This is a genomic window from uncultured Aquabacterium sp., from assembly GCF_913773725.1.
In the GTDB taxonomy this organism is placed as follows: domain Bacteria; phylum Pseudomonadota; class Gammaproteobacteria; order Burkholderiales; family Burkholderiaceae_C; genus Aquabacterium.
In genome coordinates this window covers 191592-207444 of record NZ_CAJYGK010000115.1, presented here as the reverse complement: position 1 = coordinate 207444, position 15853 = coordinate 191592, and the positions used below count along the sequence as shown (strand labels likewise).

Annotated in this window: 15 protein-coding genes; 13 read left to right on the top strand and 2 right to left on the bottom strand. The window is 66.8% G+C overall.

Annotation, left to right across the window (positions count from 1 at the left end; translation table 11 throughout):
• The first annotated feature begins 9 nt into the window (after nt 1-9).
• Both QZ709_RS14465 and QZ709_RS14460 read left to right on the top strand, forming a co-directional pair.
• Nucleotides 10-1506, top strand: coding sequence for a lipopolysaccharide biosynthesis protein (locus tag QZ709_RS14465; RefSeq protein ID WP_294638073.1), 1497 nt, complete (start codon nt 10-12; stop codon nt 1504-1506).
• A complete protein-coding gene (locus QZ709_RS14460; protein WP_294638071.1) occupies nt 1496-2497 on the top strand; it encodes a polysaccharide pyruvyl transferase family protein in 1002 nt (333 codons plus the stop codon). The genes QZ709_RS14465 and QZ709_RS14460 overlap by 11 nt, the downstream gene beginning before the upstream one ends.
• Here QZ709_RS14460 and QZ709_RS14455 read toward each other — a convergent pair.
• Both QZ709_RS14455 and QZ709_RS14450 read right to left on the bottom strand, forming a co-directional pair.
• Nucleotides 2478-3866, bottom strand: coding sequence for a hypothetical protein (locus QZ709_RS14455; protein ID WP_294638069.1), 1389 nt, complete (start codon nt 3864-3866; stop codon nt 2478-2480). The two genes, QZ709_RS14460 and QZ709_RS14455, sit on opposite strands and share 20 nt — an antisense overlap.
• 9 nt (nt 3867-3875) lie before the next feature.
• Nucleotides 3876-4904, bottom strand: a complete 1029-nt coding sequence (locus QZ709_RS14450) for a hypothetical protein (RefSeq protein WP_294638067.1) — start codon at nt 4902-4904, stop codon at nt 3876-3878.
• A 205-nt stretch (nt 4905-5109) separates the two neighbouring features.
• On the opposite strand from QZ709_RS14450, the gene xrtB reads away from it, so the two are divergent.
• The 11 genes from xrtB (at nt 5110) to QZ709_RS14395 (ending at nt 15803) form a co-directional block, all read left to right on the top strand.
• Entirely contained in the window at nt 5110-6006 is an 897-nt protein-coding gene (gene xrtB, locus QZ709_RS14445; RefSeq protein ID WP_294638065.1) for an exosortase B, read from the top strand.
• On the top strand, nt 6003-6692 hold the full coding sequence (locus QZ709_RS14440; RefSeq protein ID WP_294638063.1) for an exosortase C-terminal domain/associated protein EpsI: 690 nt from the start codon (nt 6003-6005) through the stop codon (nt 6690-6692). Before xrtB ends, QZ709_RS14440 begins: the two co-directional genes overlap by 4 nt.
• A gap of 8 nt (nt 6693-6700) precedes the next feature.
• Nucleotides 6701-7735 (top strand): glycosyltransferase, encoded by a 1035-nt coding sequence (locus tag QZ709_RS14435; RefSeq protein ID WP_294638061.1) that lies wholly within the window; start codon nt 6701-6703, stop codon nt 7733-7735.
• Between the two features lie 31 nt (nt 7736-7766).
• Entirely contained in the window at nt 7767-8852 is a 1086-nt protein-coding gene (gene rfbB / locus QZ709_RS14430) for a dTDP-glucose 4,6-dehydratase (RefSeq protein ID WP_294638060.1), read from the top strand.
• An 11-nt stretch (nt 8853-8863) separates the two neighbouring features.
• Entirely contained in the window at nt 8864-9784 is a 921-nt protein-coding gene (rfbD, locus tag QZ709_RS14425) for a dTDP-4-dehydrorhamnose reductase (RefSeq protein WP_294638059.1), read from the top strand.
• Nucleotides 9785-9786: 2 nt separating this feature from the next.
• Nucleotides 9787-10674: a glucose-1-phosphate thymidylyltransferase RfbA gene (rfbA, locus tag QZ709_RS14420; protein ID WP_294638057.1), complete on the top strand. Its 888-nt coding sequence runs from the start codon at nt 9787-9789 to the stop codon at nt 10672-10674.
• An 8-nt stretch (nt 10675-10682) separates the two neighbouring features.
• On the top strand, nt 10683-11246 hold the full coding sequence (gene rfbC, locus QZ709_RS14415) for a dTDP-4-dehydrorhamnose 3,5-epimerase (RefSeq protein WP_294638056.1): 564 nt from the start codon (nt 10683-10685) through the stop codon (nt 11244-11246).
• Nucleotides 11247-11317: 71 nt separating this feature from the next.
• Entirely contained in the window at nt 11318-12295 is a 978-nt protein-coding gene (locus tag QZ709_RS14410; protein WP_294638055.1) for a lysylphosphatidylglycerol synthase transmembrane domain-containing protein, read from the top strand.
• On the top strand, nt 12292-13716 hold the full coding sequence (locus tag QZ709_RS14405) for a UbiA family prenyltransferase (protein WP_294638053.1): 1425 nt from the start codon (nt 12292-12294) through the stop codon (nt 13714-13716). The genes QZ709_RS14410 and QZ709_RS14405 overlap by 4 nt, the downstream gene beginning before the upstream one ends.
• 6 nt (nt 13717-13722) lie before the next feature.
• Complete coding sequence (locus tag QZ709_RS14400; protein WP_294638051.1) at nt 13723-15069, top strand: FAD-binding oxidoreductase; 1347 nt, start codon at nt 13723-13725, stop codon at nt 15067-15069.
• Nucleotides 15066-15803, top strand: coding sequence for an SDR family oxidoreductase (locus QZ709_RS14395; RefSeq protein WP_294638050.1), 738 nt, complete (start codon nt 15066-15068; stop codon nt 15801-15803). Before QZ709_RS14400 ends, QZ709_RS14395 begins: the two co-directional genes overlap by 4 nt.
• Nucleotides 15804-15853: the final 50 nt, after the last annotated feature.

The following is a 15853-nucleotide window of genomic DNA, read 5'->3' as shown; positions in this document are numbered from 1 at the left end:
GACGACCCCATGAAAGCCCAACTGGCAAAAGGTGTGCTGTGGCTGTCGGCCGCGAAGGCGGTCGTCACCGTGCTTGCTCTGTGCAGCACCTTCATCCTCGCCCGACTCCTGACACCGGAGGACTTCGGTCTGGTCGCACTGGCACTCACGATGCTGGAGGTGCTGGCTGCGGTCACGGAGCTGTCGCTGGCATCCTCGCTGGTCCACCATGCCAAGCCGACCGAGGAGCACTTCCATACCGCCTGGACCATGAACCTCATCCGGGGGGGGCTCATCGGCGCGGGGTTCGCAGCGGCCTCGCCTTGGGTGGCCGAGCTGTACCACGATGAGCGCCTGGTGCCGGTGATGTGCTGGATGGGCCTGTCGGTGTTCATCAACGGGGCAGCCAATCCGCGCGTCGTGGTACTGACCCGTCAGCTCGTCTTCTGGCAGGAGTTTGCCGTGCTGGTGGCCCAGAAGATGGCCGGCGTCGTGGCCAGCATTGCCGTCGCCTATGTGTTCCGAAGCCACTGGGCGCTGGTCGTCGGCCTGCTGTGTACGCAGGTCGCCGGTGTGGCCACGTCCTACATCGTCGTACCCTACCGCCCCCGCTTCTCGCTGGGCCACATGCGCGACCTGCTGTCGTTCTCGGTGTGGCTGTCTCTCGGCCAGATCGTCAACACGCTGAACTGGCGGCTGGACCACTTGTTCATCGGCGCCAGCATGGGCGCCCGCGCGCTGGGGCTGTACACCGTGGGGGACAAGCTGGCTGCACTGCCCACACGCGAGACCATCGGCCCCATCGAGCAGGCGCTGTTCCCCGGATTGAGGGCGGTGGTGGACGACCCGCCCCGGCTCCAGCGCGGCTACCTCAGGGCCCAGGCAATCATCGTGGCCGCCGCGATGCCGGTCGGCATGCTGTTCGCTCTGCAGGCCGAGGTGATCGTGCGACTGGTGCTGGGCGAGAAATGGCTCGACGCCGTCATCATCATCCAGATGCTGGCGGCCGTGTTTGCCTTGCAGACGCTGGCCTCACCCGTCCGGCCGCTGGCCATGGCCCTGGGAGCCACACGCCTGCTGTTCATGCGCGATCTCGCCATGTTCGCCGTGCGGGTGCCGGTGATCGCGGCCGCCGCGTGGTTCGGCGGTCTCGTCATGGTGTTACAGGCACGCGCCGTCACGGGACTGGCCACCATCGTGCTCAACATGACGGTGGTGCGACGACTCTCCGGGCTGTCCATGACGACGCAATTGCGGTCCACCGAACGCTCGCTGCTGAGCGCTGCCGTGGCGGGGGCGGTGGTCTGGCAGGCCCGTGTGCTGCCAAGCCCGGACGCCGGCTGGTGGTGGCTTGCCGGCGAGTTTGCGGCCGTCAGCCTTCTGGGCGGCCTCGCCTACCTCGCGGCCCACCTCGCCTTCTGGATGCTGTCATCCCGCCCGGACGGGCCCGAAACCGACTTGCTGGCTCTGCTCGGCAAGCTCCGCCACAAGTTCATTCCCCATCAGGTGAGTCCCCATGACCAATGAGAATGCCGCTTTCATCCAGTCCCAGATTGCCCTGCTGAAGCAGACCATGCTCACCCTGCTGGCGCCGGGCGAGGAGTACGCGCTCATCGACTTCCCCGACCATGGCAACGTGGGCGACAGCGCCATCTGGCTGGGTGAAATCGAGGTGCTGCAAGCCACGCAGGGCAAAGTGCCACGCTATGTCTGCGACTGCGGCCAGTACGACCCGGACGCCTTGCGACGGGCGCATCCGGACGGTCCCATCCTCATCCATGGCGGCGGCAACCTGGGCGACCTGTGGCTACGCCACCAGAACCTGCGCGAACGCCTGATCCGCGACTTTCCGGATCGGCGCATCATCCAGATGCCGCAGTCCATCCACTTCAAGAGCAGCGAGCGCGCTCGGCAGTTCTGGGCTCTGGCGCGGCAGCACGGCGATGTGCACGTGCTGGCCCGAGACCGACGCAGCTTCGAACAGGCAGCGGCCGAGCTGGGCAAGCAGTGCGGCATGAGCCCGGATTCGGCATTCGGGATCGGTCCGATCCAAGCCCACACCCCTCCACGTGCTCCGGTGTTCTGCCTCATCCGGCAGGACGTCGAGCAGTCGGGGTTCGACTTTTCACCGGTGCTCAACCGCCCCGGCGTGATGGCGGCCGACTGGCTCGAAGAACCAGCCACCTACCTGCGCTTCGTCAAGGTAGGATCGGCGCTGAGATCGGTTGCGGCCGGGCGCCAGGGAGCTCAACGCGTGCGGCTGGCCAAGTACCAGCGGCTGGCCGAAACGCGGGTGAACCGCGGCCTGCGTCTGCTGGAGCAAGGCCATCATGTGCTGACAGACCGGCTGCACGCCCACATCCTGTCGGTTCTGCTGGGCAAGCCTCATCTGGTCCTCGACAACAACTACGGCAAGATCCACGGCTACATGGCTGCCTGGACACGAGACGCCCCGACAGCCCGCCCTGTCGGCTCGGTCGAGGAGGCGCTGGTCGCATTCAAGGCGTGGGGCGTGTGATCGGAGGATCGGTCGGCATCATGCCGATCAGGCTGGTCGTGAAGGTGATCGGCATGTCGGGCCGCTGGTGGCCCGCATACCGAGCCATCATGTGGTCCTGCATGGCCAGAAACTGATAGGGGCGGTGCCAGTAGAAGCGCTCCGTATAGCCTTGCTGGGCCTGACCGAACACATCCGGCCGAACGGCTTGGTAGCCTTCCCTCTCTGTCGCGACAACCAGGCTGACGAGGCTGGCCAGCGACACCATCAGCACGGCCACCGCGCCCAGTCCGGGCAGGCTGCGCCCCCCCGCCTCGGACGGTGATCCGGTCTGGCGGAGGCACAACACGAAGACCAACAGAAGCTGCGGATACAACAGGCGCTCGCCGGGGTTGACGATCTGCATTGCCGTGGCGGGCGCGACCAGGCAGGCCAGCCCCAGCGAGATGGCCGCCCACCGAAGGGCCTGCAGGTCATCGGCCTCGGCGGCCGGTCGCCGCAGCGCGCGGTACTGCCACACCAGCAGCAGCACCGAGATGACCAGATTGGCAAGACAGCCGAGCCAGAACAGCACAGGCCAGCGATTCAGATCCGTCCTATCCCCGATCATGAAGTTCTGATACGGCCCGGCCTTGCTCAGCGTGTAGAACTTGTACGCCAGAAAGCGAAGGTCTCCGTGGCTGACGGGGGCATGCAATGCCGGCATGGCGTCGTTGGACTTCGCCAGCAGGTACCACAGCGTCAGGGCCGCGGCAGGCAGCATGGCCGCAGCAAAGGCGAGACGCTCACGCCATGATCCAATCAGTGCTTGCATGCCCGCCATCACGCCAAACGCCAGCAGGCAGAATCCATGACAGGCAAACGCGGCCAACGACACCAGACAGACCACCCAGGGCTGCCGCCGCTGCGCTGACGGAATCGAGAGATAGGCCATCAGCACCAGCAGCCCGCACTGGTAGTTCAGGTAGCCGCTCCAGAAGCTCGAGTTGCACACGATGCCGACGAGCAAGGCCGGATACGCCAACTCGGGGCGAAGCCGGTTCGCCACAACGAAGCGACGGGCCACGACAGCCGCTGCCGCCAGGTACAACGTGACCGTCCAGCGCCCCGCCGTAACCGGGTCGGTCAGGAAGTTCAAGGCCGTCATCACCGCCTGGGACGTGACATAAGGAACCGGATATTCGCGCAGGTAGAACACCGCGCTGCCCGTCCCGTCCAGCAGTGTGCGGGTGATGAAGGCCTGATACGTCCATTCGTTGAAATCGGCAAAGGGCAGATAGCGGAATTGCCAGATCACGAGAAGGAGCAGCGCCCCGTAAGCGATCAGGGCCGGGACATGGACATGGCGCCATCCGAAGAGAGGAACGGCAGAGGTGCTGTGTGCCTGCATGATGGCCGATCAACCCCGTCCGATGGCCTGGCCGTAGCGGGCCACGCAAGCGCCGATTCCGAACAGCTCCTGGGCGCGACGGGCGCTCTGAGGCAACCGTTCCGCCATGCGTGTCTGCATCGCCTGAGCCTGGTGCACGGCAGCCACGAACTCCTCGTCGGAATCGAATGACAGCACGCCCTCGAATTGCCCTTGCACCCATTGGATGAACGGGCTGCTGCGCGCGATCACGATCGGGACCGCGCCGATCGCCTCGAAGAAGGCCCCGCTGACCAGGGCCGAGTCGTCGGCATGCGGCAGGATCAGGGCATCGAGTTGCTCCATCTCATGGGCGAAGTCATCCCGGGTCATGAACCCGGTCACCAGTTCGATGGGCACATCGGGACCCCGGCGAGCCAAATGGCTTCGCAGCACCTGCTCGTAGGCCGGGTCGGCGCGGCCTCGAATCCGCAACGAAGGTCCAGCGGGCCACAAGTCGATGATGTGCTCGATCTGTTTGTACGGACGCACAGCGCCGAGGATGCCGGCCCGCAAGGGCGCCGTGCCAGGCGTGCGCGCAGACCCCAACTCGGAAGGCAGCTGATCGCGGTAGAGCGGATGCGGGAGATAGGCCGCCCGGTAGCGGCCGGCATGGCTCGGGTCATGCACGACCCGGACATCGGCCAGCCGGGACAGCAGGCGAATGAGCCACACGGAGAACGTGCGGCGCCAACCCGTGAGGTCATGTACGGCGTGGTCGTGCACGAAATAGACCAGCCTGGCCCGCATGATGAGCAGAACGACGGCATACACCATGAACTGGGCCAGCCCGGCCAGCCGGAGCCCGGCGCCGCGATGCCCTTCGGAAAAGGCTCGCGCTTCGAGCCAGTGGACCAGCACGACGTTGCCCGGGTCGAAGAGACCCGTCACGCGCCGGGACAGCAGTGTGCGAAAGGACAGCGGCTGCACGTCATACCCGCACGCCGCCACGATGGCCTTCACGCGGTTGATGTACTCGTTCGTGTGGTTGACGAAGGGCGACACGTAGGCCTTTTTCATGACGCCCCAGTCTATCGACGCATCCTTCCTCGTCATCCCCCGTCAACAGGGGTCAGATGTGAGGAGGCTGTATGCCGAGGTGAGCGTGCGTCGCAGACGTAACAGTGTTTTCAGGACCCCCCTTTTTTCGGGGAAAAACCGAGGATGACGGGCTTGCAAGGCCCGCCGGTTGCTCCCGGCTCACGGCTTCCATTTCTGGCACCTCATGACTGCACCCACCCTTCCTCATACGCCCTGGCATGCCGCGGCCCAGTTGCACAGATGGGCTCCCGCGCTGGCCGGACTGGCCTTGCTGATCATGTACTTCCCGACCTATCGGGCCCTCGACGAGTTCATCTGGGGCGTGGTCGGGCAGGGGCATGGGCCGGTGATGCTGGCCCTTGCGCTGTGGCTGGCCTGGCAGCGCTATCCGCAACTCACGGCCCTTCGGGCCCGCCCGGCCACGGTGCCCGGTCTGCTGATCCTGATCACCGGCGGTCTGATGTATGTGGTGGGCCGCTCACAGGACGTGCTCTTCCTGGATGCCGTCTCGCAGATTCCCGTGGTCATGGGCGTGCTGCTGCTGCTGTGGGGCTGGCAGGGTCTCAAGACCATGTGGTTCCCGATCTTCTTCCTGATCTTCCTCGTGCCGGTGCCAGGCTCGATCGTCGATGTGGTCACAGCACCGCTGAAGATGGGGGTGTCGTATGTCGCTGAGCACATCCTCTACGCCATCGGGTATCCCATCGCCCGCATGGGTGTGACCCTGCACATCGGCCCCTACCAGTTGCTGGTGGCCGATGCCTGCGCAGGGCTCAACTCCATCTTCGCGCTGGAGGCGATCGGCGTGTTCTACATGAGCGTAGTCCAGCACGCCAGCCGTGCGCGCAACATCCTGCTGGCCACGCTCATCATCCCGATCTCGTTTACCTCGAATGTGCTGCGTGTGATTGCCCTTGTGCTCATCACCTATTACTTCGGTGACGAGGTGGGCCAGGGCTTCGTGCATGACTTCGCCGGCATCCTGCTGTTCCTGGTGGCCACGGCACTGACGGTGGGTGCCGACTCGCTGCTGGGCCTGTTCTTCGATCGTCAACGTCCTCGGAAGGAGCGCACCGCATGAGCTGGGCCAGAGCCTCATCCGTCGCAGGCATGCTGCTGCTGTTCGCAGCCGTGGCCGTCGTACTGCGCCCGTCGCTGAACGCAGCCGTTCCCGACCCTGACCTGGAGGCCCACATGCCGGCGGCCTTCGGCACCTGGCGGCTGCTGCCCAGTCCTCTGCAACAGGTCTCGGTGGCGACCAAAGGGGTCACATCCACCGATCAACCGTATGACGAGGTCGTCTCTCGCACCTACATCAACGACCGCGGCGACGCCGTCATGTTGGCCCTCGCGTACGGCAAGAACCAGCGGCAGGAGGTCAAGATCCACAGGCCCGAGCTCTGCTACCCGGCTCAAGGCTACAAGGTCAATTCGCTGCGACCGGTCACTTTTACCGGTATTACTGACACCCAGACCGGCAAGAACGTCACAGGGCAGCGCATGGTCGTCCAGGCGCGCAACAGCATGGAAGTGGTCAGCTACTGGATCCGCATCGGCGACACCTACAGCAGCAGCCCCTGGCAAGTCCGATGGCAGATCATGAAGGAAGGCCTTCAGGGCCGCACGACCGACGGGATGCTGGTTCGCGTTTCTCAACGTGTGCGCCCTGGCGAAGACGCTGCCCCGCACCACGCGCTGGTCGAATCCTTCGCCCGTGAACTCGTGGCCGCCGTTCCGCCGCAAACCCGCAGCTACCTCGTCCGATGAGCCCCGTCATGAGCCTGCCACGCGTTTCCATCGTCATCTGCAACCACAACTACGACCGCTTCCTGAGCGATGCGATCTCGTCGGCCCTGACCCAGCGGCACCCTGTGCACGAGGTGATCGTCGTCGACGATGGCTCGACCGACGATTCGCTGGCGATCGCCCGGCGCTTCGGCAATCAGATTACGCTGGTCGCACAGGCCAACGGCGGACAGGTGGCGGCTTACAACACCGGCCTGGGGACCGTGTCGGGCGATGTCGTGATCTTCCTCGACTCGGACGACAGGTTGCGTCCGGACGCCGTGGGCGCAGTGGCTCGCGCCATGGTGGACGAAGCGGTGGCGCGGGTGCACTTCCGGCTGGCACTCATCGGCCCGGACGGCACCGCCAAGGGGTCGGTGATCCCGACACGCATGGCCGAGGGCGATCTCGCCGACACGGTCCGCGCGGGTCGCCTCTTCTTCGCGGCGCCTGGCAGTGGCAATGCCTATCGGGTGTCGGCCCTCAGACGGCTCATGCCCATTCCGGCCCACCGGCAGGACCGGCATGGGGCCGACTTCTTTGCCGGCTATGGCACGGCGCTGCTCGGCCGCGTCCGCGCTCTGCCCGACGCCCTGGCGGAATACCGCGTACACAAGGACCAGGACCAGGCCAGCCTGTGCTTTGGCAACGCCCTGGGCACCACACGCGTGGCCCTCCAGGCCAACCGCTACCGGCGCCTGCGTGCCTGGCTGGCCGTGGCGCTTCCCGGCGAGCGGCTGGCGCCGGATGTGGCAGCCGACTTTTCGCTGCAGAAGCAGGCATTTGCCAGCGCGATCTACACGACGCCGTCCTACCTCACGGGCTTGCGGGCCGGCTGGCAGGAATGGCCGGCACTCTGGCAATCCATTCGCATCCGGGACTGCCGCTGGCCCGTGAAGCTGGCCCTCGCAGGATGGGCCCTCGGTATCTGGCTGCTGCCCCGCCGGCTGGGGCTGCCCCTGGCACGCTACGTCTGTAACCCATCCAGCCGAGGGGTCGGGCTGAACATGGCATCCCGGTCCTGACCGTCGTTGTGGGCTGGCATACTTGCCCGCCATGATCCTGATCACTGGCGGCGCCGGCTTCATCGGCGGTAATTTCGTGCACCACTGGTTCGAGCGGGCTGCGGCCAATGGGCTGCAGGCCGAACCCGTGGTGGTGTTCGACAAGCTGACCTACGCGGGCAATCCGGCCACCATCGCCCGCTACCTGCAGTCCGGGCAGGCCACGCTGGTGCAGGCCGACATCGCCGACCGCGAGGCCGTGCGCACCGCGCTGGCCACCCACCTCCCCCGCCTGATCGTGCACTTCGCGGCAGAAAGCCACGTTGACCGCTCCATCCACGGCCCGGGCGAGTTCATCCACACCAACATGGTGGGCACCTTCAGCCTGCTGGAAGAGGCCCGCGCGTACTGGGGCGCCCTGGAGGGGGACGCCAAGGCTGCCTTCCGCTTCCTGCACGTCAGCACCGACGAGGTCTATGGCTCGCTGGCGGACACCGACCCGGCCTTCAGCGAGACCACGCCGTACGCCCCCAACAGCCCTTACTCGGCGAGCAAGGCTGGCAGCGACCACCTGGTGCGCGCCTACCACCACACCTACGGCTTCCCGACGCTGACGACCAACTGCAGCAACAACTACGGGCCGTACCACTTCCCCGAAAAGCTCATCCCGCTGATGATCCTGAACGCGCTGGATGGCAAGCCCTTGCCCGTCTATGGCGACGGCCTGAACATCCGCGACTGGCTGTTCGTGCGTGACCACTGCGAGGCCATCTGCCAGGTGCTGGACAAGGGCCGCTGCGGCGAAACCTACAACGTCGGCGGCATCAACGAGATCAAGAACATCGATGTGGTGACCACCATCTGCCGCAAGCTGGACGCCCTGCGCCCGCGCGCCGATGGCACGAAGTACGAGAGCCTGATCACCTACGTGGCCGACCGACCCGGCCACGACCGCCGCTACGCGATCGACCCCACCAAGATCCAGCGCGAGATCGGCTGGCAGCCGGCCGAGACCTTCGAGTCCGGCATCGACAAGACCGTGCGCTGGTACCTCGAGAACACCGAGTGGATCGACACCGTGCGCTCGGGCGCCTACCGCGAGTGGATCGCGAAGAACTACAGCGGCCGCCAGGGCTGAGCGGGGTCGCCATGCACATTCTTCTGCTGGGCAAGGGCGGCCAGGTTGGCTGGGAACTGCAGCGGGCACTGGCGCCGCTGGGCCGCGTCACCGCACTGGACCGCAAAAGCCCCGGCCCTGCCGAGGCCCCCGAGCTGCGCGCCGACTTCAGCCAGCCCGAGCAGGTGGCCGCGCTGGTGCGCGCGATCCGGCCGGACGTCATCGTCAACGCCGCGGCCCACACTGCAGTGGACAAGGCCGAGAGCGAACCGGACCTGGCGCGGGCGCTGAACGCCACCACACCGGGCCTCATCGCCCAGGTGGCAGCCGAACTCGGTGCGCTGCTCGTGCACTACAGCACCGACTACGTGTTCGATGGCAGCGGCACGGCCCCGCGCGACGAGACCGCGGCCACCGGCCCGCTGAGCGTGTACGGCCGCACCAAGCTCGAGGGCGAACAGGCGATCCAGGCCAGCGGCTGCCGCCACCTGATCTTGCGCACCAGCTGGGTGTACGCCGCACGGGGCGGCAACTTCGCAAAGACCATGCTGCGCCTGGCCGCCGAGCGCGACCAGCTCAAGGTGATCAACGACCAGATCGGCGCGCCCACCGGGGCTGACTTGCTGGCCGACGTCACCGCCCACGCCATCCGCACCGTGGCGGGCGGCCGCCACGACCTGCTCGGCCTGTACCACCTGGTGGCCGGCGGCGAGACCAGCTGGTTCGACTACGCCCGTTTCGTCATCGAATGGGCGCGCGAACGCGGCCAGCCCATCCGGGTGGCGCCTGAGGCCATCGAGGCGCTGCCCACCAGCGGCTACCCGACGCCCGCGCAGCGCCCGCTGAACTCGCGGCTGGACACCCGCAAGCTGCGCGAGGGCTTCGGCCTGACGCTGCCGCCGTGGCAGCACGGCGTCGAGCGCATGCTCACTGAAATCCTCGGGAGGGAATGAACATGGACAAGACCCGCAAGGGCATCATCCTGGCCGGCGGCTCCGGCACACGGCTGCACCCGGCCACCCTGGCCATCAGCAAGCAGCTGCTGCCGGTGTACGACAAGCCCATGGTGTACTACCCGCTGAGCACGCTGATGCTGGCCGGCATCCGCGACATCCTGCTGATCAGCACCCCGCAGGACACGCCCCGCTTCGAGGCGCTGCTGGGCGACGGCAGCCAGTGGGGCCTGAACCTGCAGTACACGGTGCAGCCCAGCCCGGACGGCCTGGCACAAGCCTTCATCCTGGGGCGTGACTTCGTGGGTGGCCACCCCAGCGCCCTGGTGCTGGGCGACAACATCTACTACGGCCACGACCTGCAGCGCCAGCTGCAAAGCGCCAATGCGCGCACCGCGGGCGCCAGCGTGTTCGCCTACCACGTGCACGATCCGGAGCGCTATGGCGTGGTCGAGTTCGATGCGCAACGCCGGGCGCTCAGCATCGAAGAAAAGCCCAAGGCCCCCAAGAGCAACTACGCCGTCACCGGCCTGTACTTCTATGACGAGCAGGTGTGCGACATCGCCGCCAGCATCCAGCCCAGCCCGCGCGGCGAGCTGGAGATCACCGACGTCAACGCGCGCTACCTGGCGCAGGGCCAGCTGAGTGTCGAGATCATGGGCCGCGGCTATGCCTGGCTGGACACCGGTACGCACGACAGCCTGATGGAAGCCGGCCAGTTCATCGCGACACTGGAAAAGCGCCAGGGCCTGAAGGTCGCCTGTCCCGAAGAAATCGCCTACCGCTCGGGCTGGATCGACGCTGCCCGGCTGGAAAAGCTCGCCGCCCCCATGCTGAAGAACGGCTATGGCCAGTACCTGATGAAGGTGCTCAACGAAACAATCTACTGAGCTGCCCCATGAAACTGATCGAGACTGCGCTGCACGACGTGCTGATCATCGAGCCTGCCGTGTTCGGCGACGACCGGGGCTGGTTCATGGAGAGCTTCAACCAGGCCCGCTTCGAGGCCGAGCTCACCCGATTGGGGCGCCCCGTCCCACGCCCGTTCGTGCAGGACAACCACTCGTGCAGCCGCAAGGGCGTGCTGCGTGGCCTGCATTACCAGCTGGCCCCGCGCGCGCAAGGCAAACTGGTGCGCGTCGTCCAGGGGGCGGCCTTCGATGTGGCCGTGGACATCCGCAAGGGCTCGCCCACCTTCGGGCAGTGGGTGGGGGTGGAGCTCAATGCCGACAACCGCCGCCAGTTGTGGATCCCGGAAGGTTTTGCGCACGGCTTCGTCGCGCTGGAAGACGACACGCACTTCCTCTACAAGACCACCGACACCTATTCGAAGGAACACGAGCGCAGCATCCGCTGGGACGACGCCGACATCGGCATCGATTGGCCGTTGAACGGCATGACGCCGTTGCTGACACAAAAGGATGCAGAGGCGCCGGTACTCCAACACGCCGACACCTTCTGATACGCCCTCGGGGCCCCCGAGCCGTGGGGACGGTGACACAAGCGTCACACCCACCCCCGCATAATCCCTGAATGAACTCGAACACGGCCCCGCCAGCTGTCGCCGCCAGCCATTCCTTGCTACGCAAGCTCGTCGTCTATGGGCTGTTCGCGGTGTTTGCGGTGTGGTGCGTCACGGCCTTCCGCAAAGACATCGCCCAGATCGACCTGCACCCGCTGCAGGCCGGATGGGGTGCCGTGCTGCTGGCCGGCGCGCTCTCGCTGGTGAACTATGGCCTGAGGATCTGGCGCTGGCGGCTGTACATGACCCGGCTCGGGCATGTGCTGCCCTGGCGCTTCGTGTCGCTCACCTACATGTCCGGCTTTGCCTTCACGCTGTCGCCCGGCAAGATCGGCGAGATGGTGCGGGCGCGGTACTACCAGCCCCATGGCATCGGGCTGCCGGTGTCGGGCGCGGCTTTCTTCGTCGAGCGGCTGCTGGACCTGCTCGCCATGGTGCTGCTCACGGCTGCCGCCCTGACCGAGCTCCACGCCTACGCCCGCTTCCTCTGGGTGGCGCTCGGCCTGGTGGGCGGGCTGCTGGCCGTGCTGATGCTGCTGCCCTGGGCTCGCGTGGCCGCTCACCTCGATGCCCGGGTCTCGACCCACCGGCTGCTGCGTCCCGCCCAAGGCATGGCCCACACCCTGGTGCGCGCCCGCGCCCTGCTGTCCCCCGGCATCCTGCTGGGCGGCATGGCCCTGGGCCTGGTGGCATGGGGCCTGGAGGCCATCGGGCTCAAGGTGGTGGCCGACGTGCTCTCCCCCGACCTGCTGGGCGTGCCCTCCGCCATGGGCATCTATGCCGTGGCCATCATCGTGGGCGCGCTGTCCTTCCTGCCCGGTGGACTGGGCAGCACCGAATTCGTCATGGCCGGTCTGCTGTACGCGCACGGCTTCACCATGCCCCAAGCCATCCTCCTGACCCTGGTGTGTCGCCTGCTGACGCTGTGGCTGGCCGTTGTGATCGGCTGGTATTGCGTCTGGGTGCTGCGCCATACCAAGACAACATGACCCAGCGAGACGTTCCCCTTTGCGTCGACCTTGACGGCACCCTCATCCACAGCGACCTGCTGCTCGAGTCCTTTCTCCTGCTCATCAAGCGCAACCCCCTGTACCTGCTGCTGGTCCCGCTGTGGCTGCTGGGCGGCAAGGCCCGGCTCAAGCGCGAGATCGCCAGCCGGGTCACGCTGAACGGCGCGGCCCTGCCCTACGCCGCCCCCTTTCTCGACTGGCTGCGGGTTCAGAAGCGGGCCGGCCGGGCCCTGTGGCTGGTGACGGCCTCCGACAGCCGGCTGGCCCAGGCCGTGGCCGACCACGTGGGCCTGTTCGACGGCGTGCTGTCCAGCGATGGACAGACCAACCTGTCGGGGCGCAACAAGGCGGCCGAACTGGTGAAGCGCTTCGGCGAGAAGGGCTTCGACTACTGCGGCAACGAGGCGGTGGACCTGAAGGTGTGGCCCCAAGCCCGAGCGGCGGTGGTGGTGCACGGGGGCAAGGCGCTGGAGTCACGCGCGCGCGCCGTGACCCAGGTGGCGGCCACGTTCGCCCCGCAGCCCACCACGCTGAGGGTGGTCACCAAGGCCTTGCGCGTGCACCAGTGGGCCAAGAACGCACTGATCTTCGTGCCCGTGGCCGCCGCCCACGTGCTGGGCGACACCGCGGTCCTGCTGGATGCGCTGATCGCCTTCGTGGCCTTCAGCCTGTGTGCGTCCTCGGTCTACCTGCTCAACGACATGCTGGACCTGGAGTCGGACCGCCAACACCACAGCAAGTGCCGGCGCCCGTTTGCCGCCGGCACACTGAGCCTGCTCTTCGGCCTGATTGCCGCCCCGCTGCTGCTGCTCGTGGCCTTCGGCCTGGCCCTGCTGCTGCCCGTCAAGTTCCTCGGTGTGCTGGTGGCCTATTACGTGGTCACGCTGGCCTACTCCTTCCTGCTCAAGCGGCTGGTGATGATCGACGTGCTGACGCTGGCCGGGCTCTACACCGTGCGCATCGTGGCCGGCGCCGCCGCCACCGACATCCCCTTGTCGTTCTGGCTGCTGATGTTCGCGATCTTCATCTTCCTGAGCCTGGCCATCGTCAAGCGCTACGCCGAGCTGCATGCCATGCGGGTCCAGGGCAAGGACAAGGCCTCGGGGCGCGGCTATCAGGTCGATGACATCCACCTGCTGCAGAGCCTGGGCACCGCCAGCGGCTACCTCAGCATCCTGGTGCTCGCCCTGTATGTGAACTCGCCGGACATCGCCCGGCTCTACACCCAGCCCAAGCTGGTGTGGCTGCTGGTGCCCGTGATGCTGTACTGGATCAGCCGCATCTGGATGGAAACCTACCGCGGTCGCATGGACGACGACCCGCTGGTGTACGCGTTGAAGGACCGCACCAGCCTGGCCACCGGCGTGGCGGCCGCTGTCGTGCTGTGGGCGGCCACCTGACCCCGTATGGCGTTGACTTCGTCGTACACCTCGTGGGGCCGGGTGCTGCGCCCCGATCATGAACTGCTGCCGCTGGCTTCGCGCCACGCTCCCCTGCCGGCGCTGCCTGGCAGCTGTGCCCACATGCTGCCCTACGGCAACGGACGCAGCTATGGCGACAGCAACCTGAACCCGGGCGGAGCCCTGCTGCCGGGGCGCCAGCTCGACCGCTTCATCGCCTTCGATCCAGCCAGCGGCGTGCTGCGCTGCGAAGCCGGCGTGCTGCTCTCCGAGATCCTGCGCCTGGTCGTGCCGCAAGGCTGGTTCCTGCCTGTCACGCCCGGCACGCAGTTCGTGACCGTGGGCGGGGCCATTGCCAACGACGTGCATGGCAAGAATCACCACGTGGCGGGCTCCTTCGGCAACCACGTGACGCAGTTCGAGCTGCTGCGCTCGGACGGCAGCCGGCGGCTCTGCAGCCCGACGTCGCATGCCGACTGGTTCGGCGCCACGGTGGGGGGCCTGGGCCTGACCGGGCTGATCACGTGGGCCGAGCTGCAACTGCGGCGGGTGCACAACCCCTTCATGGTGACCGAGTCCATCCGCTTTCGCAGCCTGGAAGAGTTCTTCGAACTCAGCACGGCGTCGGAAACCGACCACGAGTACACCGTCTCGTGGATCGACTGTGCCTTCGGTGGCCGACGCCTGGGCCGCGGGCTGTTCAACCGCGGCAACCACGCGCCCGCCACGATGGACACGTCCGTGCTGCCCCGCTCGCTGCCCACCGGGGTGGTCGAGCATGCCCGCACCGTGCCCATCACGCCGCCGCTGTCGCTCGTCAACAGCCTGTCGCTCAAGTCGTTCAACACGCTGTACTTTCACAAGCAACGGCACGACGTGGTGCAGGGGCTGCAGCACTACCGCCCCTTCTTCTACCCGCTGGACGCGCTGCTGGAATGGAACCGCATCTACGGCCCGCGGGGCTTTTACCAGTACCAGTGCGCGATCCCGCCCGAGCGGGCGCTGAAGGCCACGCGGGCGCTGCTCGAGGCGATCTCGGCGAGTGGCATGGGCTCCTTTCTGGCGGTGCTCAAGCAGTTCGGTGAACCGGCCTCGAAAGGCCTGCTGTCCTTCCCCATGCCCGGCACCACGCTGGCACTCGACTTTCCCAACCAGGGGCCGCGGCTGCATCGCCTGTTCGCTGCGCTGGACCGCATCGTGCTGGAGGCTGGCGGCCGCCTTTACCCGGCCAAGGACGGCCGCATGGACGCCGCCGTGTTCAAGGCGGGCTACCCCCGCTGGCGTGAATTCACCTCGTATGTCGACCCGCGCTTCAGCTCCGGCTTCTGGCGCAGGGTCATGGAGCAAGCATGAGAAAGATCCTGATCGTCGGGGCCACGTCGGCCATCGCCGAAGCCACGGCCCGCGTCTGGGCCCAACGCGGCGACAAGCTGTTTCTGGCGGCCCGCCGTGCCGACGCACTGCAGTCGGTGGCCAGCGACCTGGTTACCCGAGGCGCTGCCTTTGTCGGGACCCAGGTGTTCGACGCCAACGCACTGGATCAGCATGCGAGCTTGCTGCAGGCAGCCAGCGAGGCCATGGGCGGGCTGGACACCATCCTGATCGCGCACGGCACGCTGTCGGATCAGGCCCGTGCACAGTCGGATGCGGGCTATGCCCTGGGCGAGATCCACACCAACGGGGTGTCCGTGGTGAACCTCATGGGCTTGGCAGGCGAGCGCTTTGAACGCCAGGGCCATGGTGCCATCGCGGTGATCTCATCGGTGGCGGGCGACCGTGGCCGGCAGAGTAACTACGTGTATGGCAGCGCCAAGGCGCTGGTCAGCGCGTTCGCCTCGGGGCTGCGGCAGCGCCTGAGCAAGAAAGGCGTGCATGTCGTGACGATCAAGCCCGGCTTTGTGGACACACCGATGACGGCGGCCTTCAAGAAAGGGGCGCTGTGGGCCAAGCCCGACAAGGTCGCACGCGACATCGTGGCCGGCGTGGACAAGGGCAAGGCCGTGGTCTACACCCCGGGCTTTTGGGCGCTGATCATGCTGATCATCAAGCACATCCCGGAGTTCGTCTTCGTGAAGCTCGCACTGTGAACCGGTGAGCCCGGGTTGAAAGCGGGCCCACCCGCCCCGCCTTCAACCCC

Coding starts and splice junctions, on each gene's coding strand:
- QZ709_RS14465 (WP_294638073.1), top strand. CDS start 10: ATGAAAGCCCAACTGGCAAAAGGTGTGCTGTGGCTGTCGGCCGCGAAG.
- QZ709_RS14460 (WP_294638071.1), top strand. CDS start 1,496: ATGACCAATGAGAATGCCGCTTTCATCCAGTCCCAGATTGCCCTGCTG.
- QZ709_RS14455 (WP_294638069.1), bottom strand. CDS start 3,866: ATGCAGGCACACAGCACCTCTGCCGTTCCTCTCTTCGGATGGCGCCAT.
- QZ709_RS14450 (WP_294638067.1), bottom strand. CDS start 4,904: ATGAAAAAGGCCTACGTGTCGCCCTTCGTCAACCACACGAACGAGTAC.
- xrtB (WP_294638065.1), top strand. CDS start 5,110: ATGACTGCACCCACCCTTCCTCATACGCCCTGGCATGCCGCGGCCCAG.
- QZ709_RS14440 (WP_294638063.1), top strand. CDS start 6,003: ATGAGCTGGGCCAGAGCCTCATCCGTCGCAGGCATGCTGCTGCTGTTC.
- QZ709_RS14435 (WP_294638061.1), top strand. CDS start 6,701: ATGAGCCTGCCACGCGTTTCCATCGTCATCTGCAACCACAACTACGAC.
- rfbB (WP_294638060.1), top strand. CDS start 7,767: ATGATCCTGATCACTGGCGGCGCCGGCTTCATCGGCGGTAATTTCGTG.
- rfbD (WP_294638059.1), top strand. CDS start 8,864: ATGCACATTCTTCTGCTGGGCAAGGGCGGCCAGGTTGGCTGGGAACTG.
- rfbA (WP_294638057.1), top strand. CDS start 9,787: ATGGACAAGACCCGCAAGGGCATCATCCTGGCCGGCGGCTCCGGCACA.
- rfbC (WP_294638056.1), top strand. CDS start 10,683: ATGAAACTGATCGAGACTGCGCTGCACGACGTGCTGATCATCGAGCCT.
- QZ709_RS14410 (WP_294638055.1), top strand. CDS start 11,318: ATGAACTCGAACACGGCCCCGCCAGCTGTCGCCGCCAGCCATTCCTTG.
- QZ709_RS14405 (WP_294638053.1), top strand. CDS start 12,292: ATGACCCAGCGAGACGTTCCCCTTTGCGTCGACCTTGACGGCACCCTC.
- QZ709_RS14400 (WP_294638051.1), top strand. CDS start 13,723: ATGGCGTTGACTTCGTCGTACACCTCGTGGGGCCGGGTGCTGCGCCCC.
- QZ709_RS14395 (WP_294638050.1), top strand. CDS start 15,066: ATGAGAAAGATCCTGATCGTCGGGGCCACGTCGGCCATCGCCGAAGCC.